The sequence below is a fragment of the Nocardia ninae NBRC 108245 genome, from assembly GCF_007990755.1.
Classification (GTDB): Bacteria; Actinomycetota; Actinomycetes; order Mycobacteriales; family Mycobacteriaceae; genus Nocardia; species Nocardia ninae.
Map to the genome: position 1 here is coordinate 40,965 of NZ_BJXA01000021.1, position 23,589 is coordinate 64,553.

21 protein-coding genes are annotated in these 23,589 nt (G+C 67.1%); 11 read left to right on the forward strand and 10 right to left on the reverse strand.

What is annotated here, in order from left to right:
* The first annotated feature begins 64 nt into the window (after positions 1–64).
* The 3 genes from NN4_RS17440 (at position 65) to NN4_RS17450 (ending at position 2,435) form a co-directional block, all read left to right on the forward strand.
* Positions 65–817 (forward strand): SDR family oxidoreductase, encoded by a 753-nt coding sequence (locus tag NN4_RS17440; protein WP_147132109.1) that lies wholly within the window; start codon positions 65–67, stop codon positions 815–817.
* 179 nt (positions 818–996) lie between these two features.
* The gene (locus tag NN4_RS17445) at positions 997–1,518 is read left to right on the forward strand and encodes a GNAT family N-acetyltransferase (protein ID WP_186818486.1); all 522 of its coding nucleotides are present in this window, start codon (positions 997–999) and stop codon (positions 1,516–1,518) included.
* Between the two features lie 83 nt (positions 1,519–1,601).
* Positions 1,602–2,435: a hypothetical protein gene (locus tag NN4_RS17450; protein ID WP_147132115.1), complete on the forward strand. Its 834-nt coding sequence runs from the start codon at positions 1,602–1,604 to the stop codon at positions 2,433–2,435.
* Between the two features lie 74 nt (positions 2,436–2,509).
* On the opposite strand, the gene NN4_RS17455 is transcribed toward NN4_RS17450, so the two are convergent.
* Genes NN4_RS17455 through NN4_RS17470 form a run of 4 tightly spaced genes read right to left on the reverse strand, consistent with a single transcriptional unit; the run spans position 2,510 to position 7,351 of the window.
* Positions 2,510–3,493 (reverse strand): SCO2521 family protein, encoded by a 984-nt coding sequence (locus NN4_RS17455; RefSeq protein ID WP_147132118.1) that lies wholly within the window; start codon positions 3,491–3,493, stop codon positions 2,510–2,512.
* 3 nt (positions 3,494–3,496) lie between these two features.
* Complete coding sequence (locus tag NN4_RS17460) at positions 3,497–4,522, reverse strand: SCO2522 family protein (protein ID WP_147132121.1); 1,026 nt, start codon at positions 4,520–4,522, stop codon at positions 3,497–3,499.
* 6 nt (positions 4,523–4,528) lie between these two features.
* Positions 4,529–5,449: an SCO2523 family variant P-loop protein gene (locus NN4_RS17465; RefSeq protein WP_147132124.1), complete on the reverse strand. Its 921-nt coding sequence runs from the start codon at positions 5,447–5,449 to the stop codon at positions 4,529–4,531.
* Positions 5,450–5,452: 3 nt separating this feature from the next.
* Positions 5,453–7,351 (reverse strand): SCO2524 family protein, encoded by a 1,899-nt coding sequence (locus tag NN4_RS17470; protein WP_147132127.1) that lies wholly within the window; start codon positions 7,349–7,351, stop codon positions 5,453–5,455.
* A 612-nt stretch (positions 7,352–7,963) separates the two neighbouring features.
* Between NN4_RS17470 and NN4_RS17475 the strand changes: the two genes are divergently transcribed.
* Positions 7,964–9,103, forward strand: a complete 1,140-nt coding sequence (locus tag NN4_RS17475) for a Fic family protein (RefSeq protein WP_147132129.1) — start codon at positions 7,964–7,966, stop codon at positions 9,101–9,103.
* On the opposite strand, the gene NN4_RS17480 is transcribed toward NN4_RS17475, so the two are convergent.
* Entirely contained in the window at positions 9,100–9,783 is a 684-nt protein-coding gene (locus tag NN4_RS17480) for an arsenate reductase ArsC (protein ID WP_371865671.1), read from the reverse strand. The genes NN4_RS17475 and NN4_RS17480 overlap by 4 nt on opposite strands.
* Before the next feature lie 176 nt (positions 9,784–9,959).
* Between NN4_RS17480 and NN4_RS17485 the strand changes: the two genes are divergently transcribed.
* The 3 genes from NN4_RS17485 (at position 9,960) to NN4_RS17495 (ending at position 13,856) form a co-directional block, all read left to right on the forward strand.
* Positions 9,960–10,661: a GntR family transcriptional regulator gene (locus tag NN4_RS17485; RefSeq protein ID WP_147132132.1), complete on the forward strand. Its 702-nt coding sequence runs from the start codon at positions 9,960–9,962 to the stop codon at positions 10,659–10,661.
* A 93-nt stretch (positions 10,662–10,754) separates the two neighbouring features.
* Complete coding sequence (gene atzF / locus NN4_RS17490; RefSeq protein WP_147132135.1) at positions 10,755–12,479, forward strand: allophanate hydrolase; 1,725 nt, start codon at positions 10,755–10,757, stop codon at positions 12,477–12,479.
* Between the two features lie 144 nt (positions 12,480–12,623).
* On the forward strand, positions 12,624–13,856 hold the full coding sequence (locus NN4_RS17495; RefSeq protein WP_147132138.1) for an FAD-dependent monooxygenase: 1,233 nt from the start codon (positions 12,624–12,626) through the stop codon (positions 13,854–13,856).
* Positions 13,857–13,912: 56 nt separating this feature from the next.
* On the opposite strand, the gene NN4_RS17500 is transcribed toward NN4_RS17495, so the two are convergent.
* From NN4_RS17500 to NN4_RS17515, 4 genes are all read right to left on the reverse strand, one after another.
* Positions 13,913–14,503 carry a TetR/AcrR family transcriptional regulator gene (locus NN4_RS17500; RefSeq protein ID WP_147132141.1) on the reverse strand — a complete coding sequence of 197 codons (591 nt, stop codon included), beginning with the start codon at positions 14,501–14,503 and terminating at the stop codon, positions 13,913–13,915.
* Entirely contained in the window at positions 14,500–15,726 is a 1,227-nt protein-coding gene (locus tag NN4_RS17505; protein ID WP_147132144.1) for a cytochrome P450, read from the reverse strand. The genes NN4_RS17500 and NN4_RS17505 overlap by 4 nt, the downstream gene beginning before the upstream one ends.
* 812 nt (positions 15,727–16,538) lie before the next feature.
* Entirely contained in the window at positions 16,539–18,026 is a 1,488-nt protein-coding gene (locus tag NN4_RS17510; protein WP_147132147.1) for a catalase, read from the reverse strand.
* A 71-nt stretch (positions 18,027–18,097) separates the two neighbouring features.
* Positions 18,098–18,523 (reverse strand): Fur family transcriptional regulator, encoded by a 426-nt coding sequence (locus tag NN4_RS17515; RefSeq protein ID WP_147132150.1) that lies wholly within the window; start codon positions 18,521–18,523, stop codon positions 18,098–18,100.
* 335 nt (positions 18,524–18,858) lie between these two features.
* Here NN4_RS17515 and NN4_RS17520 point away from each other — a divergent pair, with 335 nt between their 5' ends.
* Positions 18,859–20,211 carry a serine hydrolase domain-containing protein gene (locus tag NN4_RS17520; protein WP_147132153.1) on the forward strand — a complete coding sequence of 451 codons (1,353 nt, stop codon included), beginning with the start codon at positions 18,859–18,861 and terminating at the stop codon, positions 20,209–20,211.
* 65 nt (positions 20,212–20,276) lie between these two features.
* The gene (locus NN4_RS17525) at positions 20,277–21,617 is read left to right on the forward strand and encodes a serine hydrolase domain-containing protein (RefSeq protein WP_147132156.1); all 1,341 of its coding nucleotides are present in this window, start codon (positions 20,277–20,279) and stop codon (positions 21,615–21,617) included.
* Position 21,618: 1 nt separating this feature from the next.
* On the opposite strand, the gene NN4_RS17530 is transcribed toward NN4_RS17525, so the two are convergent.
* Positions 21,619–22,119: a PaaI family thioesterase gene (locus tag NN4_RS17530; RefSeq protein WP_147132313.1), complete on the reverse strand. Its 501-nt coding sequence runs from the start codon at positions 22,117–22,119 to the stop codon at positions 21,619–21,621.
* A 76-nt stretch (positions 22,120–22,195) separates the two neighbouring features.
* Between NN4_RS17530 and NN4_RS45015 the strand changes: the two genes are divergently transcribed.
* Together NN4_RS45015 and NN4_RS17540 are read left to right on the forward strand one after the other, a co-directional pair.
* Positions 22,196–22,825, forward strand: coding sequence for a TetR/AcrR family transcriptional regulator (locus tag NN4_RS45015; protein WP_186818487.1), 630 nt, complete (start codon positions 22,196–22,198; stop codon positions 22,823–22,825).
* Positions 22,826–22,889: 64 nt separating this feature from the next.
* Complete coding sequence (locus NN4_RS17540) at positions 22,890–23,492, forward strand: TetR/AcrR family transcriptional regulator (protein WP_246180926.1); 603 nt, start codon at positions 22,890–22,892, stop codon at positions 23,490–23,492.
* The last annotated feature ends 97 nt before the right edge of the window (positions 23,493–23,589 follow it).

The window sequence follows — 23,589 nt, forward strand, 5'->3', positions numbered from 1 at the left end:
CCGGTCACCCAGCGGCGAATGTGTCTCTGCGGTGGTGGTTTCCGCACAACGGAAAGGCGAAGTCATGAACGCGTCCGGCCCGCTCGCCGGCAAGACGGCCCTGATCACCGGTGCGGACGCCGGGATCGGCAGGGCCATCGCCTGCACCCTCGCCAGGCAAGGGGCGCAGGTGGTGATCCAGCATCCGCACTCCCCGGAATCGGCCGCCGACGTGGTCAAGGAGATCACCGCAGCCGACGGCTCGGCGCTCGCCCTCGCGGCCGACCTCGGCGATAGCGCCGAGTACGACGAGCTGATCCAGGTCCTGCTCGAGGACTGCGGACACTGGGACCTCCTGGTACACACCGGGTCCACCGCCCTCACCACACCGCTGCGGGAGCTCTCGGCGGAAGAGTTCGAGCTCGGTTTCGCGGCTCCGGCCAAAGCCCTCCTCAACGGTATGCGACTCGCCGCAACACACCTCGCCGGCGACGGCCGCATAATCACCGTCGCCGCGGCCACCGCGCCGGGCAACGCCGTCGACAACGCCGCCACCGGAGCCCTCGCAGAGTTCACCCGCCTGCTCGCCACCGACTTCGCGGCGCGGCGCATCACCGTCAACGCGGTCACCTCGGCCGCGCATGCGGGCGCCCGGGCGGAGAGCGACGACCAGGACAAGAGCGAGCACGAGCCGAGTTACGCGCCGGAGTCGAGCGTGCTCGATCGACTCGCGGCGGCCACCGAGATCACCGATGTGGTGGCCTTACTGGCGAGCGAGGACGCCGCAGCGGTGACGGCGCAGCACATTCGAGTCGGCGCCGGGACCTCAGGAAGCTGACCCGCAGGTGAGGCAAATTTTTCGCAAATGTGCGGCAACTGGAGTGCACGTACGATGGAAAGTAGCAGTATCGCAGGATGGCGCGGCGGCGCGGCGCGGGGAGGCCTAAACTACCTCGATGCGGATCGCGCGAGCCGGGTTCACCTCGACCGGCCGAGCAAACGCCTACGCTGTGGTTTATGACCCGTGTTACCGCGCAAGGGAGCACATTGGACATCGCGACGACGAAAATCGCGACGACGTCACCGACGCCTGTGTATCGGATTGCCGCGCTGTCCGATCTGGACGGCGTCGCCGCGATCGAGACCGAACGCTTCGGCAATCAGTCATATCCGTACTTCGCGCTGCGCCAACTCTTCGACCTGCACGGGGCCAACTGGCTGATCGTCGAGGTCGACGGCATCGTCCTCGGCCATGTGCTGGTGGCCCTGCTGCCGGATCGGCGCGCGTGGCTGCTCAGCCTCGCGGTGACCCAGGACAGCTGCGGACGCGGCTACGGGTCGACGCTGCTGACCGAAGCGATCAAGCTGTGCCGCAAGCAGAAGATGCGCAGCGTGCTCATCACCGTGCGCCCGACCAACCAGTCGGCATACAACCTCTACCGCCGCATCGGCTTTCAATGGACCGGACACCATGAAGAGCGCTATTTCGGCGCAGGCGAGCCACGGGACGTGTTGGAGTACAAGCTGTCCAACGCCTGATCAAGGGCTCCAGAAACTCCCGCGAACTCGGTAACCTGGATCAGGCGCGTCCAGGCGGGTGCCCGAGCCCCCGGGGGAGCTGAATGACCGAGCAGGAACCGCGTTCGGAATTCGTCGAATCGACCACGACGCGAATCCTGCGCCGGGCAGCCAAATACGCCGACGAGACCTACCGCGACAGCGCACCCGGTGAGTACGCGCTGCTGGACGGGCTCAATGCCGACGTAGAAGCGGTACTCGGCAGATACCACCCGCCGAGCCCGTGGCGACGCGGCGACAGCCTGGTGTTCGCGCACCTCTACGCCGACGTCCCGGACACCACAGCGTCGACCGACGAGGACGGACGCGCAGTGGTGGACGTGATCGCCGCGCTGCTCGCCGCCGAGGTCGAGTTCCGCGGGCCGCTACGGCTCAGCCATACCCAGAACACCCTGCTCGCCCAGGTATACGAGCGACTCGGCGCCCAGCTGCGCCCGCTCGGCCTGCCCGCGCATGCCGTTCAGTCCTTCGGCCGGGCGGCCACCCTGCACCGCCTGAACGAGGACATGGACGCGGTGGACCGGTGCGGACTGCAGCAGGCGCGGGCGCGGTGCCAGACGAAGCCACGCGGCCTGCCGCGCGTGGGTTCGCTGCTGTCGGATCTGCTGTGCGGCTACGGGTACAAGCCGTTCCGGCTGCTCGGCTGGATCGCGGTGCAGCTGGCCGTGTTCAGTGTCGCGCTGGACCTGCTGAGTCAGGAGTCGCTCGGCGACACGCTGTATCTGAGCATGACCAGTTATCTGAACCCCATGGGGCTCGGGGATACCGAAAGGCTGGCCGACGGCGGGCAGGCGTTGCTGGCCACCGAGTCCTGGGTGGGCACGGTATCGCTGTCCGTGTTCTTCGCGCTGCTGGTTCGCCGCTGGTTCCGTCTATAAAGCTGCGCTGCAACCTAATTCGATGTGTGCTGACGTTGTGCCGGAAGTGCCCTTGTGAATGTGCCTGTGCACGATCACCACTCGGTGGTGCTCACCTGGATACGACGGGAAAGGTTGTTCCACTGCGCCACTCGCAGCCGATCCCGTACCTGCCCGATCAGCGCGGTCCATTGGCGGGAGAATCCCGGATCGGATTGCAGATCCTTCCACAGGCTGCGCAGGGCGGGCGGGGTGTGCGCGCCGGGCATCCACAGGTGCGCGAGGTGCTCCAGCACCGCGGCCAGGATCTCCATCTGTTCCCTACTGGACGGGGGGAACCGATCGGCCTCCTCGATCGCGGTGTCACCGACCGTCAGCAGCCAGTCGTGCGCCGCCAGATCCTCGCAGAACCGCTGTGCCGCATCCAGATCCGTCTCGCTCCGGACGATGATCCAGGCCGAGCGCACCGAGTCGTCGTCCAGCCGCAGGCGCACCTTCGGCCCCGCCGAGCCGCCCACCTTCGCCGTCCAGCGCAGCCGCGTGGTCGCCGCTTGCAGCGGCGCCTGCTGGTCCAGCCTCGGGTCGGCACGTAATCGGGCAAGCAGGCGTTCGCTGATCGAGGCGAGATCGAGCGTGTCCGTCGAGGGGCGGCCGTCCAGATAGCCGTCGGCCAGTGCGTCACAGGCCGTTTCTCGGTCGCCGATCCGGTCGATCACCTCGGTCACACCGACCCGGCTCAGGTAGTGCGACCAGGTCTGGCGTCGCCGCTCCGCCGCCCGGATCACCTGGGTGCGCACCGAACTCTGCAGCACCCGCCCGCCCGTCACGACCGCGCGACCAGCGACCGTGCCGACCACGCGCACCGGCTCGGCGTCGGGCAGCAACAACTTGCAGTCCACTCCGACCGGTGTGGTCGGCGAAACGGCCAGCGTGCAGGGCCGTTGCCGCCACAACACCCGCCGACCCGGCACCAGGGCGAGCAGCTCGCCGGCTTCGGCACGATGCAGAGTGGCGGACGCGGGGACCAGGCAGGTGCGCACCTCGCCGAGGGCGATCAACGGAGTGGTCGACGGCCCCATCACTCAGGATCCGTCGAGCAATAGGTGGGATAGGCGTTCAGTGACCTTGCGCGACACCGTCACCGGCACCTCGTCGTAGACGCCGCACCTGATGATCTGATCGACCACATCGCCGTCCAGGTCGATGTGGTCGAGGATGAGCCGTACCGAATGTTCGATGGCCAGATAGCGTTTCGGCAACATCGACAGCGCCTTGTAGGCCGCGAACGGGGTGGCGTCCGGATTCAGCTGCACCACAGCGGGAATCTCGCGCCACCGGCCCGGCCAGCCGTCGCCCGCCCGCCACGGCTGCGGCAGCACGACCGCCGCGCCGTCATAGCGCAGCATGCCGAGCCGCAGCAGATGCCAGACCGAGGCGAGGAACGCGCACGACCATTTGGTGTGAATCTCGTTGCGCCCGTTGACCACCTCCGGCCGCTTGCTCCACAACTGCACGTCCAGGAAGATCGAGTGCTCGCGCCTGCCGAACTCCTCCGGCGGCCGATACGGCTGCACCCGCATGGCCTGCGCCGGTTCGTCCAGCGAGGACCGCCGCCCGTTGCACAGCCAGCCGGATTCGGCGGTCGGCGGCCGACGACCGGTCGATGACGAAATCTCCGGCTCGGCCACGATTCTGGCCGCGACCATCTCGGCCAGCCGGATCGGCTCGTCCAGCGGCACCCCGTCGACGAACGGATCCGCCTCCCAGCAGCCGGACTCGCGCGCCAAATAGTCGATGCGCAAACCGGTTTCGTCCGCAGCGGTGAGCAGCTTGCCGAGGATCTCGCGCGGATCGGTGTCCGGCTGGAAGTAGTCGTCGATCAGATAGCAGGTACTCACCCGCGCCCGCGGGCCGAACTGCACCCTGGCCGAGGCGATGAAGGCCTCGACCAGCGGCACGATCCGGCGGAACTCGCGGACCACCTGATCCATGTCGTTGGCGATCTCGTTCATGTAGAAGTGCCCGACCTCGATCGACAGATGCGACAGCGGCACCCGGTCGATCCGCGCCCGTTCGGTCTCTTCGCTGTACCCCACGGAGTCCCTCACGGCGGATCAGAACCTCTCCCAGGTCGCGGCGTCGAGCAGGCGCCTGGCCAGGTCGGCATACGCCGCCGTGGTGGCGGGGTTGGCGATCTTCGCGTCCACGTCCATATCCATGATCACCTGTTCACGCCACTGCAATACCGGCTCCATCGGGGTCTCGCCGAGCAGCGCACTCGCGCCGAGCTGGTTCGCCGACGCCAGCCGCTTGAGCGCGGCATTCTGCTCCATCAACCAGGCCGTCTGGGCGGGCCTACGGTCCACCGAGCCGGGCAGCGTCGGCGCGGGCACCGCGGTACGCACGTAGCGGACCGACTCCAGCAGCTCCACCGGATCGTGGCCGCACTCCTTGCCCGTCTGCTTCAATCCGTGCGGCCCGTGCACCAGCCCGCTCGCCGCCAGAATGTGCTGGCGGGTCCACCGATGAAAGATCAACCAGCGGGCCGTGAACGAACGCAGCTGCGGCAGCGCGGTCGCCTTCAACACCAACTCCAGCGCGACCGAGCGGCCCGCGCTCAGATCGACCAGCACCACCTTGAACTCCTGCTCCAGCGCGAGCAGCAGTTCCGCGCACCGCGCGACGACCGCGTCGTCGGCCGTGAGAAATTCGGCGCCGCCCTCGTCACCCGGCAAGAGCATCAGCTTGCCCGCCCGGGGACCCAACCGGCGCAACGCGGGCCGGTCCGACGCTGTCCGCACATCGATCCTGGCAGCAACACCCGTCTCGCCGAGCAGATACGAATGCACGCCGTCCTGGTGGGGCGTACCGCGTTCCATCGCACTGATTTCGAACAACGCGCCCGCGGTCGGTGACCCGAAATCGAAGTCGACGTAGGCGACATTGCGACCGCTCGTACACAGCCGATACGCGAGGTTGCAGCTGGTCACCGAGCGACCGGTGCCACCCTTGTCCGAAGTCGAGAACACCAGCATGGGTCAGGCCCTCGTCGCATCGCGGCGCGCGTAGGCCAACTCGTACAACTGCTGCAGCGCCTGCCCGGCCAGGATGAACGCGGTCGCCGGCTGCTCGTTCGACAGCCGCCGCGCCTCGTCGAGCTGCTGCTCGATCCGCGAGAGCATGACCTGCGAGACGTCCGGATCGCCGACCTCCAGCATTTCCTGATTGAGCAGATGCTCGGCCTCACTGCGCATTTCGACGGCGCGCGTGATCATCGACCGCATGGCCAGCGGTGGCTCACGGAAATTGCGGTCCGCCGAGACCAGGCATTCGACGACGCGTTCGGTCAGATACCAAGAAGGTTGCACCGCAACGTCTTCGGACTCCGCCTCGAAATCCGGCTCGACCGCCGTCTTGGCCAGACCGGGCCGCTGACTACCCGCCACCCGCTCGGCGTCGTCCCAGAGGCCGGTCGCCGGGCCGGTGGCGATCTGGCGCCTGCCGAGGTGATCCATGGTGAGTTCGGCCAGCGACATCAACCGGTCGCGCATGGCCACGTCGCCGGACAGCTGCCAGGCCTGCAGGGAGCGTTTCAGCAACAGCGTCGCGAAGTCCGGCACCACCCACACCAGCGGCGGGCCGCCACCGATGCCCTCGCTGCCCGGCAGCGCCATCTGCACGCCGGGGTAGTGCAGCGCCGCGGCCGGATCGCCCGCGGTGAGCCTGCTGATGATGCGACCACGCCTGGCCAGCTGGTCGAAAACGGCCACCAGCTCCGGTAATTCCTCGGTGGTCTGCCGGTTGGCGAAATCTTTCAACACCATGGTCGCGACGGCGAGGGTGTAGTAGTCGGACTCCTCGCCATCCGAGGTGCGCCAGGGGATGTCCTCGAGCGGCCAGCGGCCGGGACCGTAGCGCGCGGCGGTGGACCAGTAGCGCTGGGTCAGATCCCAGCGCAGTTCCAGCGCGTCCGCGAGTTGGCGTTGCTCGTCGTTGAGCAGGTCCATTTCCCGGGTGCGGCGCCAGGTCAGATCGTCGATGCCGTCCAGCGCGACGATGGTGAAATACAGGTCGGGGCGAGAGACCGCGTAACCCGGCTGGTTGCCGATCCGGCCCGAGACGAAGTCGATCGGCGAGGCCTTCTGATCAATCCCCCAGCTCCAGCCGCATTCGAACAGCAGCAGATCGTCCTCGAGATCGATGTCGGGAGTCTGCCCCAGTTTCACGTCGTTGGCCATCTGCACGCGGACCCGGTCGAGCCGGCGCGCGATACCCGCGATCACCGCGTCTTCCGGCGCGCCGATCTGGTTGAGCATGCCCAGGATCGCTTGCCCCTGATCGGATTTCGGGCTCGGGGTGTGCACGACGAAGCTGCGCACCAAACCCGTCATCGCGGCGGTGAGCCGGGTGCTGACCCGCGGCATCAGGACCCGGATGCGGGCCGAGAGTTCCCTGGCCTCGCGCCGCACCTCCTTGTCCACGAACCGCTGGAAGACCCGCAGGAAGCGCAGCGACGAGATGCACAGGGTGAGCGACATCGAGTACGCGTCGACCACTTCCAGGCCGTACTGTTCGGCGCTCGGTTCGCGCTCGTCGGTCGTGCGCAGATAGCTGCCCGCGGCGAAGATCGGTTCCCCGTCGGGCGCGGTGTAGCGGGTGAAATAGTCCTCGAGGACGCCGACCAGCGCCCCGCCGATCCGCGTTTCCTCCCCCAGCGAAATAAGCACCGAACGAATGTCGTCGGACATATCGTCGGGTTGATCCAGTGCGAATGCCTGGATCTCGGTGGCCGGATACAACAAACAAAGCAACTGCTCGGTATCGCTGATCGAGTTCGCCCCGTCGCGCCCACCCCAATGCCACGCCCCTTTGTCGTAGCAAGCGGAAAGCAACGACCGCCACACTTCCAAAAGCTGCTGTCGCGGCTGGATCCTCATCAGCCCCCCGTTCTCGCTACGAACACTGACTGCCTAAAGTGTCCCCCCGTTCCGAGTATTTACCAAGGGTATTGACCGACAACACGATCTACGCACGGTGTAGTAATCGGATATTCGGCGAGGTCACCGCAGTGTTGAAAACCGTTCGAGGACACGTCGGTACACCTCCCCGACGCGACAGAAGATCGAATCACAGTGTTCCCGTGCACCGCTCCCGTACCTTTCGGTCCATTTCGTCACTCCATTCCCGAGCTCGTTCCTCCGTTGCGACTCGGCACAGCACGTTCGGCCGAGCGAATCCACGACAGCCGGTAGCCCTTTTCCCGATTCGAGCACACCTCGTAAACCGTCACCGGATATGGATCCCGCACTCGAGCGCGCACTCGATTTCGCTGCCGAATTGCTGCCTGCATTTTGCAGAAGCCGCCCTACCGCACGATTCGATCGAGCCCCCTGAGCCGGCCGCGCGCGAAACGGCCGCGTCAGCATAGCGGCACCGTGCGGATCGGTCGTCACGCTTCGGCAGGGTGAGATGTCCTGATGTCTCTAATCTAGAGACACATGTGGGCGCTTGTCCTAAGATTAGAGACATCTGGACATGGAGGTCGATCAGTGCTGTACGCGACACCCGAGCTCGACCCCACCGACAAGGCCGTGCTGACCGGCATCTATCGGCGCCGCGCCAGCCTCGCGTCGGCCATGCGCGTGCCCAAACGCTGGCCGGGCCTGCTGCGGCGCAATCTCATGGCGCGCGCCATCCGAGGCTCGAACAGCATCGAGGGCTACCGGGTGGAAACAGACGACGCGGCGGCTGCGGTGGACTACGAAGAAGCGCTCACCGCCGACGAGCAGACCTTCGTCGAAATCCGCGGGTACCGCCAAGCGCTCGGCTATGTGCTGACGGTGGCGCAAAGTGCCGCGCCCGTCGACGAATCCACCATCAGAGCATTGCATTTCATGCTACTCGGCCACGATCTCGCGAAGAGTCCCGGCCAGTACCGCACCGGGCCCATCTATATCCGCGAGGACACCAGCGGCGACACCGTCTACGAAGGTCCCGGCGCGGCACTGGTCCCCGGGTTGATGGCTGAACTCGCCGGGGCGCTCGAGTCCGATACCGACCCGATCGTGGCCGGTGCCATGGCGCATTTGAACCTGGTGATGATTCATCCATTCCGCGACGGCAACGGGCGGATGGCACGGGCGCTACAGACCCTGGTCGTCTCCCGGGGTGGGATCGCCGAGCCGACGTTCTGCAGCATCGAGGAGTGGCTCGGCGTGAATACCGATGACTATTACCGCATCCTGGCGATCACCGGAGCGGGCGCCTGGTCACCGGAGCGCGATGCCGCCTTGTGGCTGAAGTTCAACCTGCGCGCCCACGATATCCAGGCGCAGACCGTCGAGGGCAGGATGCATCGCACCGAACGCGCCTGGCTGCACCTCGATGACCTGGTCGGTACCCACAAGCTGCCGGAACGAACCACCGACATCCTGTACGACGCCTTGATCGGTTTCCGCATCCGCCGACACGGCTATCGCACCCGCGCCCAGATCGACGAAAGAACCGCCTCGCGCGACCTCAAGGCCCTGACCGATCTCGGACTCCTTGCCGCGCGCGGCGCGACCCGGGGCCGCCACTACGTGGCGGGCACCCACCTGATAGAACTCAGATCTGTTCTCCGAGAGGAAGTTCCGCGCCGAATCGTGGATCCGTACCCGGGACTCAGGGCAGAGTTGGTGAAACCTTAGACAGCGACACCGAGTTCGGTGAGTAGGTGTTCTACTCGGGTGCGGATGGTGTTGCGGATGGGGCGGATTTGGTGGAGGGGGAGGCCGGCGGGGTCGTCGATGAACCATTCTTCGTAGCGGGGGCCGGGGACGAGGGGGCAGGTGTCGCCGCAGCCCATGGTGACGATGACATCGGCGGCGCGGATGATCTCGTCGGTCCAGGGTTTGGGGTATTCGTTGGCGATGTCGACGCCGATCTCGGCCATGGCGGCCACCGCGGCGGGGTTGAGGGCCTGGCCGGGGTCGGAGCCGCCGGACCAGGCGACGGCGCGGCCCTTGGCGAGGTGGGCGAAGAAGCCGAGGGCCATCTGGGAGCGGCCCGCGTTGTGCGTGCAGAGGAACAGCACGGTGGGGCGCGGGCGGGCGACCTTGCCCTGAACCTTGGCCAGTGCCTGCAGCCGCTGCCCGCCGAAGCGTTCGGCGAGCAGCGGAAGGTAGCGCGTTACCGTTGCGCGCGAAGCGAATTCGTCGTACGACGAGTGCAGGTAGTGGTGGATGGTGGCGAGGTCGAACATGGTGGCGAACTCTTCGCGCAGCCGTGCTTCGGCGTGCTCGAGCGCCGTCTCGTGATCGAGGGAGAGCAGGCGGTATGCGGGTGTCGCGGAGCTTTCGGTCGTACCCGACTTTTCAGGCTGAGACACCCACCCAGGGTCTCAGGCGGGCATTGACCTGGGCAAACGAACACCCTGTAAACCACGTCACACCGAGGTGAACACGACACCGCGACGAGGCGATCCGGCGGGCGGTGAGCAGGCCCTTACACCTCGCTAACCTGTCGTCACCTCACCGAAACGCGAGGTCCATAGCGTATACACCTATGTCGACACGGTTGGCCACACTCGAAGACGCCGCGGGCCGGCCGCTGCGTGACGTGGTGTACGCGGCGCTGCGCCGCGAGTTGATGAACGGGGACATCAAGTTCGGCGAGCGACTCACCGAGCCGAAACTGTCGGCGCGCTTCGGGATTTCCCGCACGCCGATCCGCGAAGCGTTGACGGTGCTGTGCGCCGACGGACTGCTGCAACGCGAAGACTACGGTTTCAGCCCGGTGCGCCCGAGCGTGCCGCTGATCCGTGACCTCTACGAACTGCGAATCACCTTGGAGCTCGGCGGAATCCAGCGTGCGATGACCAACCCGGCGGTGTCCCACGACCGTGCACTGCTCGAGGTGGAGCGTGCCGCCTGGCTGGCATTGCGCGCCGACCCGCCCGCGCAGGAACCGGGATTCGTGGTGCGCGACGAGGAGTTCCACGTCACCTTGCTCACCGCGGCGGGCAACGCCGAAATGGTGCGGGCGCTGCGCGCGGTGAACTCGCGGATCAGGCACGTCCGCATGTACGACTTCATGGTCAACAACCGCATCGAGACCACCATCGCCGAACACCTCGGGATCCTGGAAGCCGTACTGGCCGCGGACCTTCCGCTCGCCTACCAGTTGCTGCACAGCCACATCGGCGAATCCCTCGATGTCGTGCTCGAGCGGGTCACCCGCGCCATCGCCGCGATGGCCGCCGAATAACGCCCACCGGAAGAAGCCGGAATTCGCAGCTCCTGGTCGCGCAAGTGCCAAGGTAGAACTGCGAAACCGTCAAGCAGTGATCGGAGTCGACCCATGTCTGCCGACAGCCCAGGCAACAGCACATCACCCACCGAGCGAGTGCGGGCCGCGTATCGGCGGATCGCCGAGGTGGATCGGCCCGAAGTGTGGATCACCCTGCGGCCGGAGCACGAGGTCGCCGCCGAGGCCGCGGCGGTCGAACAGCAACTCGCCGACGGTGCGTCGCTCGCGCTGGCGGGCGTACTGCTTGCGGTCAAGGACAACATCGACGTCGCCGGGCTGCCGACCACGGCGGCCTGCCCGGAATTCGCCTACACCCCCGACGTCACCGCGTCCGCGATCGAGCGACTGGTCGCGGCGGGCGCGATCGTGCTCGGCAAGACCAACCTCGACCAGTTCGCCACCGGCCTGGTTGGCACGCGCAGTCCGTACGGCGCCGTGCGAAACGCGCACGATCCCACGCTGGTTTCCGGCGGGTCCAGTTCCGGCTCGGCTGCGGCGGTGGCGCTGGGCATCGCCGATATCGGAATCGGCACGGACACAGCGGGTTCCGGCCGGATCCCGGCGGCGCTGCACGGAATCATCGGCCTCAAAGCCACGTTGGGCATCATCCCGGCCCACGGTGTCGTGCCCGCCTGCGCGGACTACGACGCGGTCACCGTATTCGCCACCGACCTCGCCGACGCGGTGGCGGCCGCCGCGATCATGTCCGGACCGGAACCGCGTGATCCGCGCAGCCGCGGCTGGCCCGCCGATGTCCGGTTGGCGGCACCGCGGGCACCGCGCATCGCGATCCCCCGTGCCGCGGACCTCGCCGCGTTGAGCGGGCCGTACCGGGACGCCTTCGCTCGAACTGCCGCTGCCGCAGCGGCATCCGGCGCGAAGCTCGACGAGATCGACATCTCCGGCCTGCTCGACGCCGCGCTGCTGCTCTACGACGGCGCGATCGTCGCCGAGCGGCATGCCTCGGTAGGCGCTTTTCTGGCCACGGCACCCGTAGGCGCCGATCCCACGGTGGCCGCCATCATCGAAGCAGCCGGTAAGACAACAGGTCCCGAGTTCGCCGCCGATCTCGACGCACTCGCCCGAGCACGGGCAGCGGCGGCCGTACTACTCGACGGCTTCGACGCACTCTTGCTGCCGACGACCACCGAGCACCCGAGTATTGCTGCGGTGCAAGCGGATCCGATAGGTATCAACAGGCGGCTGGGTACCTACACCAACTTCGGCAACCTGCTCGACCTGGCGGCGATCGCGATCCCCGGCCAACCCACCACCGACGGTGCGCCGTTCGGCGTCATGCTGGTGACGCCGGCCTTCGCCGATCAGGTCGGCGTCGATCTCGCCGCCCGCCTGCTCGGTGCCCAGTCCACGCCGCTGCTGGTCGAGCGCGGTGTCGAGCTGGCCGTGTTCGGCGCGCACCTGCGTGGCCAGCCCCTGCACTGGCAGCTCGAACAGATCGGGGCACGCTTCACCGGAGACATCCGCACCACCGACGCCTACCGCCTGACCGCCCTGGCCACCACACCGCCGAAACCGGGTCTCGTGCGCCACGGTGACGGCCGCGGCGTCCCCATCGCCGGTGAGCTGTTCCGCGTCGCCGAGGCAGGACTCGGCAGTTTCCTCGCCACCCTGCCCGCCCCCATGGCGCTCACCAGTATCGAATTGTCCGACGGCCGATCGGTTATCGGCTTCGCCTGCACCTATGAGGCCGCGGCCACCGCGACCGACATCACCTCCTTCGGCGGCTGGAAGGCCTATCTCGAACAGCGCCCGTAGGTAGCACTCCAGCCTCGACTCGCAGTCGTCCGCAGCACCTCGGCCTTGCCTGCACATCAGTCTTACACATATGTACTAGACATTTGTGCAAGATCCCGGTAGACATAGGTCCAAGCCATTCGGAGTCGAGCAAGGGAACAGATCATGAGCGCCACCACCACCCAGCCCCGCGTCCTCATCGCCGGCGGCGGCATCGGCGGCAATGCGGTTGCGCTGCAACTGCTTCGGGCGGGTATCCGGGCCACCGTGGTGGAGCGCGCCGAGGCGCCGCGACCGGGCGGGCAGGCGGTCGACCTGCGCGGCCCGAGCGGTGCGGTCGCGGAGCGGATGGGGCTGATGCCCGGAATCCGCACATATCAGCTCGACGAGCGGGGTCTGAAAATCGTGGACGCCACGGGCCGCGCCCTGGTGCGCATGCCCACCGAACTGTTCGAAGGCAAGGGTGCCGTCGCCGAAATCGAGATCACCCGAGGCGATCTCAACCAGGTGCTGCTCGACGCGCTGGCCGAGGCGGGCGGCGTGGACTACCGCTACAGCGAGTGGATCACCGCTATCGAGCAGGACGCGACCGGCGTACAGGTCACCTTCGCCTCCGGCGCGCAGCAGCGCTTCGACCTCGTCATCGGCGCCGACGGCCTGCACTCCGGCACCCGCCGCATGGTGTTCGGCCCGGAAGAGCAGTTCGCCACCTACCTCGGCGGTTACATGTCCTTCTTCACGCTGCCGTCGCCGGACGACGTGGAGCACCACTGGTTCACCATGCACTCGCTGGTCGGCGCGACCAGTATCGGACTGCGCCCCGACGCCGACCCGGCGACCGCCAAGGCCCTGATCACCATCCGCACCGACGCCGATCCGGCACTGCGCCGCGATGTCGCGGCCCAGCAGGACCTGATCCGGCAGCGGCTGGCCGGTGGCGGCTGGGAGTCGGCCAGGATCGCAGGCGCGATGGGCGAGGCGACCGATTTCTACTTCGACGAGCTGGCCAGGATCGACATGCCGAGCTGGTCGAAGGGCCGGGTCGTACTGCTGGGCGACGCCGGGTACTGCGGTTCACCACTCACCGGCAACGGCACCGCGATGGCGCTGATCGGGGCGTACGTGCTGGCCGGTGAAATCGCCGGGCACACAGACGATCTCGCGCAGGCGCTGGTCCGCTACGAGGAAGTGCTGCGCCCGTTCATCGCCAAGGCGCAGGAGCTCCCGCCGGGCGGGCTGAAAGCCATGACGCCCAAGACGAGCTTCGGCATCCGCACGGGCCAGACCCTCAGCAAGCTGATGACCACGAAGCTGCTGCGGCCGCTCATGCTGAAGATGCTCGCCACGACCGAGTCCTATGAACTGCCCGACTACACCACGCAGAACGTCGGCCGGTAGCTCGAAAACGCAACGACCGCAGCCACTCTCGGGCTCCGGTCGTTTGCGCACGAGCGCTACTCGATCGTCGTCCGCTGGTCGAGCAGGAACGGCAGCGCGAAGTTGCGCAGCATTGCTCGCTCGTCGTCTTCGGTCGCACCGGGCAAGGTCAGCAGCGACACCATCACGCGCACGAACCATTGGCCGAGTCGGCGGGCGGCCGGCGCGGGAAGGTCCGGCCGGAAGCCGCTGACGAAATCGCTCGCGAGGGTGTCCACCACGCCCGACGAATTCGACAGCTGCGCAACGATTCCCGCGTTGGCCGGCGCGAACCAAACGGCCAGATGCGGGGTTTTGCGCACCTCGGCGAGCAGTGCGGTGAGGCCGTCGAGCAGTCGCTCGCCCGGGTCGGTGGCGGCGGAAACGGCCGGGTCGCGCCACACCCGCTCGACCACCTGGCGGGCCTCGCGGCCGGCGAAGGCGACGTACAGCGCCTGCCTGTTGTCGAAGTAGCGGTAGAGCGTCGCCCTGGAACAGCCTGCGGCCTCGGCGACTTCGGCCATGCCGACGCCGCTGACCCCCTTGTCGAGGAACAGCGCGCGCACCGCGTCCAGGATGCGCTCGCTCGCCAGCTCGGCGCGACCGTCCGCCAGCCAGTCGCCGGTCATCCGGCGCACCGGAACGGGACCGTGGTCGGCCTGCGCACGTAAGGCCCCGGTGCGTATTCGACGGCGTCGATATCCACTGCGAAGTTCGGGAAGCGATCGAGCAGTTCTTCCAGAGCCACCCGGGCTTGCATCCGGGCCGCGGCCGCCCCGAGGCAATGGTGCGGTCCGTGCCCGAAAGTGAGGATCCGCTGCGGATTCCGGCCGATGTCCAGCGCGGCCGCGTCGGTACCGAAAGCGCGCTCGTCACGGTTGGCGGAGCCGAATACGAGTAGGACCTTGCGCCCCGCGGGAATCGTCTTGCCGCCCAACTCGACCGTGCGCGTCGTCGTGCGCGCCAGACACTGCACCGGCGCCGTCAGCCTCGCGAATTCCTCTATGGCCGTGCGGATCCGGTCCTTGTCGGCGACCAACGCGGCGCGCTGCTCCGGATGTTGTTGCAGCAGTTGCACCGCACCACCGAGGAGGCCCGTCGTGGTGTCGTTGCCGCCGGCGACCATCGTCCAGGTGTAGGCCAGAATCTGCACCAAGCCACGCACATCCGCGCCGTCCGCCGCCAGGCCGGCCTGCACGAGCAGCGACACCGTGTCCGTCCCCGGGTCGGTGCGCCGCCGCTTGATGAGTTCGGCGAAGTAGCCCATCATCGCCATCGAGGCGGGCATGGCTTCGGTGCTCGCACGATCCGTACTGCCCGCGACCACCGCGTCGGTCCACCCGTCGAACCGATCCCGATCCTCGGCGGGCATCCCGAGGTAGTAGGCCACCACCATGCTCGGCAGCGGCTTGAACAGCTGCTTGACGATGTCGCCGCCGCCGTCCGCGGCGATCCGGTCGAGGCGCTCGCGGACGAAGGCGCGCACCACCGGTTCCACCTCGGTGACCTGCCGCGGCGTGAACCCGCGGGCGACGAGCTTGCGAAAGTCGGTGTGCTCCGGCGGATCCTGCATCACCAGCGGCGGATTGTCGGCCAGCCCGATCTGATCCAGCTCGCCGTACTCCACGGTCAGCCCGTCGCGCGAGGAGAAGGTCTCGCTGTCCCTGGCCGCCGCGTACACGTCCTCGTGCCGGGTGAGCACCCAGTAGTCGTGGTCGGGACGCGTCGGCGGCACCACGTGGTGCACCGGATCATGTTCGCGCAGTGCGGCATACATCTCCCACGGCGACGTCCAAGTGGCGCCGGAGCGGAGCTCGAAGACGGGAGCGGGCCGATACGCATCGATCACCATGTAGTGACGGTAAGACAGATAGACGATTATGTCTAGAACAAGTTCTACTTCGGTGGCGCCGGGCCGATCACCCTCCGAAACCGGTCCGGCTGCCCTCCCGAGTCGGGACCGTGCCGCGCACCCGCGGTTACCTTCGGCAGTGGCAACACGGTGATCGTTGCCGGTCAGCTCCCGGAAGAGCCTGCGAAAACGTGTCCGGTACCCGAGTGGCCTGCCAGGCCGGTCACCCCTCGAAGACCGGCCCGGCAAGCACTCTCCCCGAGGCCCGACCTGTCAACCCCTCGAAGACAGGTCGGACCCCGTTCCCCACCCCCGGCGGTGGATCCAACACCGCCACCCGGCTCCCCCACCCGGCTCCCCATCCGGGTTTCCCACCCCCGGGTGGCGGTGTTGACACAAACAATGCACGGGCGGGCTTAGCACGCACTTAAGAACACCTTGCAGGCGGAAAGTCGCTGGTGATACGGCCATCTGGGCGGCGGATGCGCCGAGCCTGTAGCACCCGGCCCCGGATGGCGGATGATAGAGGTGAGTGGCCGAGGAGATTGGGAGCGACGATGGAAACCGCAGTGGTCTGGGTGTTGGCCTGCCTGCTTTATTGGTGGGGCCTGCTGTAGTCATGCTCGACAACCTGGCCGAGAAACGGCCAGGTCTACGCAACCACGCCGGGTCTCGGCGTCGGTCCGGAATTCACCCGATTACGTTGGGCTACCGCCTTGTTCGCGGTCGCGCTGCTCACTCACGATCGGTGAACGGACAGCAGGTGCGCACCCGAACGGGTGCGCACCTGCTGGTTATTTGTATAGCGTCGGTCAGCCCTGCGAAGGGGGCGGCGTCGACGCACCGTCGAGCCCGGCGCGGACGCCTTCCTCGACGCGCTTGCCCAGGTCAGGATCCACGTTCGTCCAGTACTCGAAGACGCGGCTCAGCACCGGCTCCTGCACACCGCCGAGCACGTGCCCGACGATATTGCTCACCAGCCGGTCGCGCTGATCATCGTTGAGCACCTCGCGGACCAGCGTGCCCGCCTGGGTGAAGTCGCCGTCCTCGGCGTGCTCGACGTAGCCGGCCCGCACCATCGTCGGGTCGAACTCCCACAGTCCGCCGTCGGGCGCCAGCGCCGGATCGGCGTGCGGACCGCCGAAGGAGTTGGGCGCGTACACCGGCACGCTCGCGTCGTTGTAGAAGTACCGCATGGCGCCCTCCTTGGAGTAGGAGTTCACCTCCGCGGCCCGCGGCAGGTTCGGCGGCAGCTGCGCGTAGTTGGTGCCGATCCGGTAGCGGTGCGCGTCGGCGTAGGCGAAGACGCGTCCGAGCAGCATCTTGTCCGGCGAGAAGCCGATGCCGGGAACCACATTCGAGGGTTCGAAGGCGGCCTGCTCGATGTCGACGAAGTAGTTGGCGGGGTTGCGGTTGAGCGTCCACTTGCCGACCTCGATCAGCGGGTAGTCCTTGTGCGACCACACCTTGGTCAGGTCGAACGGGTTGAACCGGTAGCCCTCGGCCTCGGCTACCGGCATCACCTGCACGTGCACCGTCCAGCTCGGGAACTCGCCGCGCTCGATCGCGTCCCACAGATCCTTGCGGTGGTAGTCGGCGTTCTCGCCCGCGATCCGGTCCGCGTCGGCCTGGGTGAGGTAGTCGACACCCTGATCGGTCTTGAAGTGGTACTTCACCCAGAAGCGCTCACCCGCCGCGTTGATCCACTGGTAGGTGTGCGAACCGTAGCCGTTCATGTGCCGGTAGGTCTTCGGGATGCCGCGATCACCCATCAGCCAGGTCACCTGGTGCGCCGTCTCCGGGCGCAGGGTCCAGAAGTCCCACTGCATGTTGTGATCGCGAAGTCCGTTGCCGGGCAGGCGTTTCTGCGACCGAATGAAGTCGGGGAACTTGATCGGGTCCTTGATGAAGAAGACCGGGGTGTTGTTGCCGACGAGGTCGTAGTTGCCGTCCTCGGTGTAGAACTTCACCGCGAAACCCCGTGGGTCGCGCCAGGTGTCGGGGCTGCCCTGCTCACCGGCGACGGTGGAGAACCGGACCAGCGACTCGGTCCGCGCACCCGGCTGGAACAGCTTGGCCTTGGTGTAGCGGCTGACGTCGTTGGTCACCACCAGCTCGCCGTAGGCGCCCGCGCCCTTGGCGTGCACGATCCGCTCCGGCACCCGCTCCCGGTTGAACTGCGCGAGCTTCTCGATGAGGTAGTGGTCGTGCAGCAGGATCGGGCCCTGAGTGCCCGCGGTGAGCGATTCGTTGTCGCTCTCCACCGGCGTTCCGGTGTTGGTGGTTGTCGGCTTGGTCATCGTCGAAGCCTCCTCGGCTGGTGAACAACGTCCCGGGTGGGCTGACCCGGGCTGGTCGAAAATGGCTGCCGCTACGCCGAACGGCAGGTCGGGCACAGTCCCCAGAAGACGACCTCGGCCTCGTCGACCGAGAACCCGTGCGCGTCATCGGGTTCCAGGCAGGGCGCTCTGCCCACGACACAGTCGACGTCGACGACCGTGCCGCAGTTCCGGCACACCAGGTGGTGATGGTTGTCCCCGGTCCTGGCCTCGTACCGCGCGGCCGAACCGGCGGGCTCGATGCGCCGCAGCAGGCCTGCGTGCACGCAGGCGTGCAACACGTCGTAGACGGCCTGGGTGGACACCGAACCCAACGCTTCGCGCACGGTGGCGGCCACTCGATCCGCATCGGCATGCGGAGTGGCGGCGACCGCCTCCAGCACCGCGACCCGCGGGGCGGTGACCCGCAGACCGGCCGCGCGCAGCTGCGCCGTGGCGTCGGTGTGGTTGGTGTGCATGTATCCGATACTCCACCTTTTCTGGAATTAGTCAAGAAAAGGTGCTCCAGCAGCGTGGCGCAGATCACATTCGATCGCATGGAATACATCCGGGTGGATGGTCGTTGAAGCTCACTGTCGGCGTCCGGACAGCCCCGGGCCTCACCCCTTTGTCGCTACGAGCGACCACCCGCCGAGAGGCGCTTGTGGGACGTCGACCTCGAGTCGTGACGCTGGCGTGGCGTCCGGCGACTCAGCGCCGCCAGGTTTTGCGACCTGGCGGCGTTTGTGATTTCCGGCCCGGCTCGCCGCTCGGTGCCCGGGGTTGGCCGAGTGACCGCGATAGCCTCGTGCGCATGGGGCGATTCGGTGGGTTTCTCGTCGTGCTCGCTGCGTTATCGCTGGTGGCAGGCAATTTGTCCACCGGCAAAGCGCAGGCGGTGCCCCATCGCGCGTCCGATGAGGTGCGCTGCACACCGCAGTCCGGACGCGAGTTCGCGCGGGCGAAGCCGGAGCAGGTCGGCCTGGACAGCGAACGCCTCACGGCAGCGTTGACCTTCGCCAGCACCCGCAACCGGCTGAATGTGCAAGTGTTCCGGCACAACTGCCTGATCGGCGAGGGCCCGACGAACGACCAGACCGGAAACGTCGCCTGGAACATCTGGAGTTCCACCAAGAGTGTCGTCTCGCTGGTCGCCGGGATCGCCTGGGACCAGGGCAAGCTCGACCTCGCCGCACCGATCGACCGCTACCTGCCCGCCGAGCTCGGCGACGCCGAGCATCGCTCGATCACCGTGCAGAACCTGCTCACCGAATCCTCGGGGCTGAAGATCGGTGCCCTCACCGAGGGCATCACCGGGGTGGTCCCGATCGATCCGAACAGTGCCGTGCAAGCGCTGGGCATGCCGCTGGAGAATCCACCGGGTACCGAGTTCAGCTACAGCCAGCGCAATGTCGACCTGCTCACCTATGTACTCGAATTGGCCGTCGGCGAGCCGCTGCAACAATTCGCGCAGCGCGAGCTGTTCGATCCGCTCGGTATCCAGCGCGACGACTACTACTGGGCCCGCGATCGGGCCGGGCACACCTACGGCTACGCCCACCTGATGATCCCGCCGAACGATTTCGCCAAACTCGGGCTCCTCGTCAGCAATGACGGACGCTGGGGCACGCAGCAAGTCATCTCGGAGCGTTATCTGCGCCGAGCACTGACGCCCTCGTCCGCCAACGACTGCTACGGGTATCTGTTCTGGGTCGGACCCGAGTGCGCGGCAAGCCTGTACAACGTGCCGCCCGACCTGTTCATGATGGACGGCCTCGGCATGCAGAACGTTTTCGGCATTCCGAGCCTGGACCTGACGGTGGTGTGGACCGGATTCTTCGGCAATCGCAGCAGCAAGGGCCTCACCGGCACCCTGCAGAACCAGGCCGAGCTGCCATATGAGTTCTTCCGCAAATTGTTCGCCGCATTCCACCAGCGGCCGCTGCCCGATCCGGGCCCGTTCGTCGAACCGCAGGTGGAATTGGACCCGAAACAGTTCGTCGACCCGAACATCCTGCTCGCCGTATTCGGTATCGGGCCGGATACCTATCCCGGCTGCAATGTCTTCTCCTGCCTGGACTACTCGCTGGCCCCGCCCTTTTGGGATACGGCGCCGGGCTGCGCGATCCTGGTGTGCCTCGGCCCCGGCGCCCCGGGCATCGACTGACCCCCGGCGCACCACAACACGCCATTCGCCCGTCCACGGCGACCTCGCACGATAGCCTCGTGCACATGGGGCGATTCAGTGGGTTCCTGGTCGGGTTCGCTGCGTTATCGCTGGTGGCGGGCAACGTCTTCACCGGGAGTGCGCAGGCCGCCACCGACCCGGTGTCCTGCGAAGTGCGCTCCGACCGCGAATTCGCCCGTGCGCTGCCGGAGCAGGTCGGGATCGACAGCGCGGGGCTCGCGGACGCATTGGCTTTCGCCGCCACCCGAAATCGGATCAATGTCCAGGTATTTCGGCACAACTGCCTGATCGGCACGGGGCCGACAAACGCGCAGACCGGCAATGTGGCGTGGAATATCTGGAGTGCCACCAAGAGTGTCGTCTCGCTGCTCGCCGGGATGGCCTGGGATCAAGGCAAACTCGATATCGCCGCACCGATCGACCAGTACCTGCCGCTGGGACTCGGTGACGCCGCGCATCGGTCGATCACCGTGCAGAATCTGCTCACCGAAACCTCGGGCATGAAGGTCGGTGTCTTGACCGAGGGCGCGACCGCGGTCGTGCCGATCGATCCGAACAGCGCGGTGCAGGCGCTCGGTGTGCCGCTGGACAATCCGCCGGGCACGGTATTCAGCTACAGCCAGCGCAATGTCGACCTGCTCAGCTATGTGCTCGAGTTGGCGGTCGGCGAGCCATTGCAAGAATTCGCGCAACGGGAACTGTTCGACCCGCTCGGCATCGAACGCGGCGACTACTACTGGGCGCGCGATCGGGCCGGGCACACCTACGGCTATGCGCATCTGCTGATCCCGCCGAACGATTTCGCCAAACTGGGACTGCTGGTCAGCAATGAAGGGCGTTGGGGCACAAAGCAAATCGTGTCGGCCAGTTATCTGCGGCAGGCACGTCAACCCTCACCAGCCAACCGGTGTTACGGATATCTGTTCTGGCTCGGGCCGGGCTGCGCGGAATCCGCGACCAACCTGCCGCCCGACACCTACATGATGGCCGGGCTCGGCTTGCAGAACGTCTTCGTCATGCCGAGCCTGGACCTGACGGTGGTGTGGACCGGGTTCTACGGCAATGTCAGCCGGTACGGGCTGACCGGCACCATCCAGAACATCGCGGAGCTGCCATACGAGTTCTTCCGCAAGTTGTTCGCGGCGTTCCATGAGCAGCCCGTCCCCGACCCCGGCCCGTACGTCGAACCGCCGGTGCGACTGAACCCGAGCCAGTTCGTCGACCTGAACTTCGTGCTCGCGGTATTCGGCGCCGGACCGTACGCCTACCCGGGCTGTGATGTGCTGTCCTGCTTGCACTATCCCCTCGCGCCGCCGTTCGCGGATACCGCGCCGGGGTGCACGATCGTGATCTGCCTAGGACCCGGCGCGCCCGGCATTCGCTGAATCACACGCCGAGGAAAGGCAATTCGCCGTCTTCGGCGCCGTGGGCGCGGAAATGATCCGGCGAGACCACGATGAACAGCGCGTCCGCCTCGGCGATGAGTTCGCCGTCGAGTTCGAGCCGCGCGTAGATGTGCAGCTTGCGGGTGCCCTCGCGGCGATCCAGGTGCGCGGACACCGTCATCGGGCGGTGCAGCGGAGCGGGTTTGACGTAGTTCACCGTGATTTTCGCGGTCACCGCCGGGATTCCGGCGCCGGTCGGTACGCTGCCGCAGGCCTCGTCCAGCACTGCGGCGACTACCCCGCCGTGTGCCAGACCTGGTGCGCCCTGGTGCTTTCGGTCGAAGGTGCAGCTACCGGTGAGGCGGCCGTCCACCAGTGTGGACACCATCGCGACACCGGCTCGATTGCGCGGACCGCAGCCGAAGCAATGGTCGCCGTGCGGGGACAACGCCTCGCCTGCGTTACGCAGGCCGCGATCGGACGCTTCGGCAAGTCCGGTCATCCGCACTCCTCAATCGGGAATCAACTGTCTCCCGATTGAAGCTAGATTTAGGAAACATCCGTGTCAAGATGGCGTGGTGGCGAAGCAAGCACGAACCTACGGCGGTGTCTCCGCCGATCAGCGCCGCGCCACCCGGCGTGAGCAGCTGCTGGAGGCGGCGTTCGAGGTACTGGCGCTGGATGGGCCCGGCGGGCTGACCATCCGGGCCGTCGCGAAGCAGGCGGGGCTGTCCACCCGATTCGTCTACGAGAGTTTCACCGATCTCGACAACCTGGTGGTGGCGGCGTTCGAGCTGGCCTTCCGGCAGATGGCGGCGGCGGTCGACGCGGCGGTCGCGGCCGCGGGACCGGACCGCCGTGCTCAGGTCACGGCACTGGTCGAGGCGCTGGTCGACTTCTTCCTGAGCGCGCCCGCCAAGGGAAAGCTGCTGTCCACCAAGGCGTATGGACATCCGGCCGTGGCGGCCCGTCGACTTGCGCGATCCGAGGACGTGTCGCGGACCTACGGCGCGCTGCTGCACGGGCTGCTGCCGGACCGTCCGGCCGACGATCCCGCCATCGATCTCACCGCACGATTCCTGGTCGGCGGCTTCGGCGAAACCACCACCGCGTGGATCCAGCAGTCGCTGCCCTACCCGCGGGACGAATTCGTGCACGACAATGCCGAGCTCTTCCTCGCGGCCATCGCTGCTCTCGAACGGCTGTAGGGCCGAGAACCTCGTCGGCGATGGCCTGAGCCGGTCTGAGATCACACGCCACTACGCTCGACCCGTGACGCAGGAACAACGCGGTGGGCGTGCCGGGCAGGCGGATCGGCGCCGGGCGGAGATCCTCGATGCCGCGCGGGAGGTGATCGCGGAGCGCGGGTATCGGGGGGCGTCACTGGGGGCGGTTGCCGAGCGAGTGGGGCTGACGCAGCCTGGGTTGTTGCACTATTTCCCGAGCAAAGAGCATCTGCTGGTCGCGGTGCTCGAAGAGCGGGATCGGTGGGATACCGCGGCGTTCCTGGCGGGGCCGTCGGCGAGTTGGCGGTTGTCGCACCTCGAGCAGTTGGTCGAGTACAACGCGATGCGACCGGGTGTCGTGCAGACGTTCACCGCGTTGGCGGGGGAAAGCGTGACCGGCGGGCATCCAGCTCGGGAGTATTTCATCGAGCGGTACGCGCAGGCCAGGGCGCGGCTGGCCGAGCTGCTGCGGGCGGAGTTCGGGGAGCGGTTGGCCGGTGGCCGGACGCCGGAGCAGGTGGCGCCGTTACTGATCGCGGTGCTGGATGGTTTGCAGACGCAGTGGTTGCTCGATCCGGAGGCAGTCGATATGGGTGTGGCGTTCCGGGACTTCGTCGCTTTGCTCGAACCGAGCGCCGACGCCGAATAACATAACGAGCCGATAACGACACCTACCATTGATTAGGTGAGTGCGGCGGAACCTGCGGACGCCCGCTCGGACTCATGGCACGCGTCACCCCGGTCCG

Bases quoted from the DNA above. Each gene is read 5' to 3' on its own strand.
- NN4_RS17440 (WP_147132109.1), top strand. From the start codon at position 65: ATGAACGCGTCCGGCCCGCTCGCCGGCAAGACGGCCCTGATCACCGGT.
- NN4_RS17445 (WP_186818486.1), top strand. From the start codon at position 997: ATGACCCGTGTTACCGCGCAAGGGAGCACATTGGACATCGCGACGACG.
- NN4_RS17450 (WP_147132115.1), top strand. From the start codon at position 1,602: ATGACCGAGCAGGAACCGCGTTCGGAATTCGTCGAATCGACCACGACG.
- NN4_RS17455 (WP_147132118.1), bottom strand. From the start codon at position 3,493: ATGGGGCCGTCGACCACTCCGTTGATCGCCCTCGGCGAGGTGCGCACC.
- NN4_RS17465 (WP_147132124.1), bottom strand. From the start codon at position 5,449: ATGCTGGTGTTCTCGACTTCGGACAAGGGTGGCACCGGTCGCTCGGTG.
- NN4_RS17470 (WP_147132127.1), bottom strand. From the start codon at position 7,351: ATGAGGATCCAGCCGCGACAGCAGCTTTTGGAAGTGTGGCGGTCGTTG.
- NN4_RS17485 (WP_147132132.1), top strand. From the start codon at position 9,960: ATGTCGACACGGTTGGCCACACTCGAAGACGCCGCGGGCCGGCCGCTG.
- atzF (WP_147132135.1), top strand. From the start codon at position 10,755: ATGTCTGCCGACAGCCCAGGCAACAGCACATCACCCACCGAGCGAGTG.
- NN4_RS17495 (WP_147132138.1), top strand. From the start codon at position 12,624: ATGAGCGCCACCACCACCCAGCCCCGCGTCCTCATCGCCGGCGGCGGC.
- NN4_RS17500 (WP_147132141.1), bottom strand. From the start codon at position 14,503: ATGACCGGCGACTGGCTGGCGGACGGTCGCGCCGAGCTGGCGAGCGAG.
- NN4_RS17505 (WP_147132144.1), bottom strand. From the start codon at position 15,726: ATGGTGATCGATGCGTATCGGCCCGCTCCCGTCTTCGAGCTCCGCTCC.
- NN4_RS17510 (WP_147132147.1), bottom strand. From the start codon at position 18,026: ATGACCAAGCCGACAACCACCAACACCGGAACGCCGGTGGAGAGCGAC.
- NN4_RS17515 (WP_147132150.1), bottom strand. From the start codon at position 18,523: ATGCACACCAACCACACCGACGCCACGGCGCAGCTGCGCGCGGCCGGT.
- NN4_RS17520 (WP_147132153.1), top strand. From the start codon at position 18,859: ATGGGGCGATTCGGTGGGTTTCTCGTCGTGCTCGCTGCGTTATCGCTG.
- NN4_RS17525 (WP_147132156.1), top strand. From the start codon at position 20,277: ATGGGGCGATTCAGTGGGTTCCTGGTCGGGTTCGCTGCGTTATCGCTG.
- NN4_RS17530 (WP_147132313.1), bottom strand. From the start codon at position 22,119: ATGACCGGACTTGCCGAAGCGTCCGATCGCGGCCTGCGTAACGCAGGC.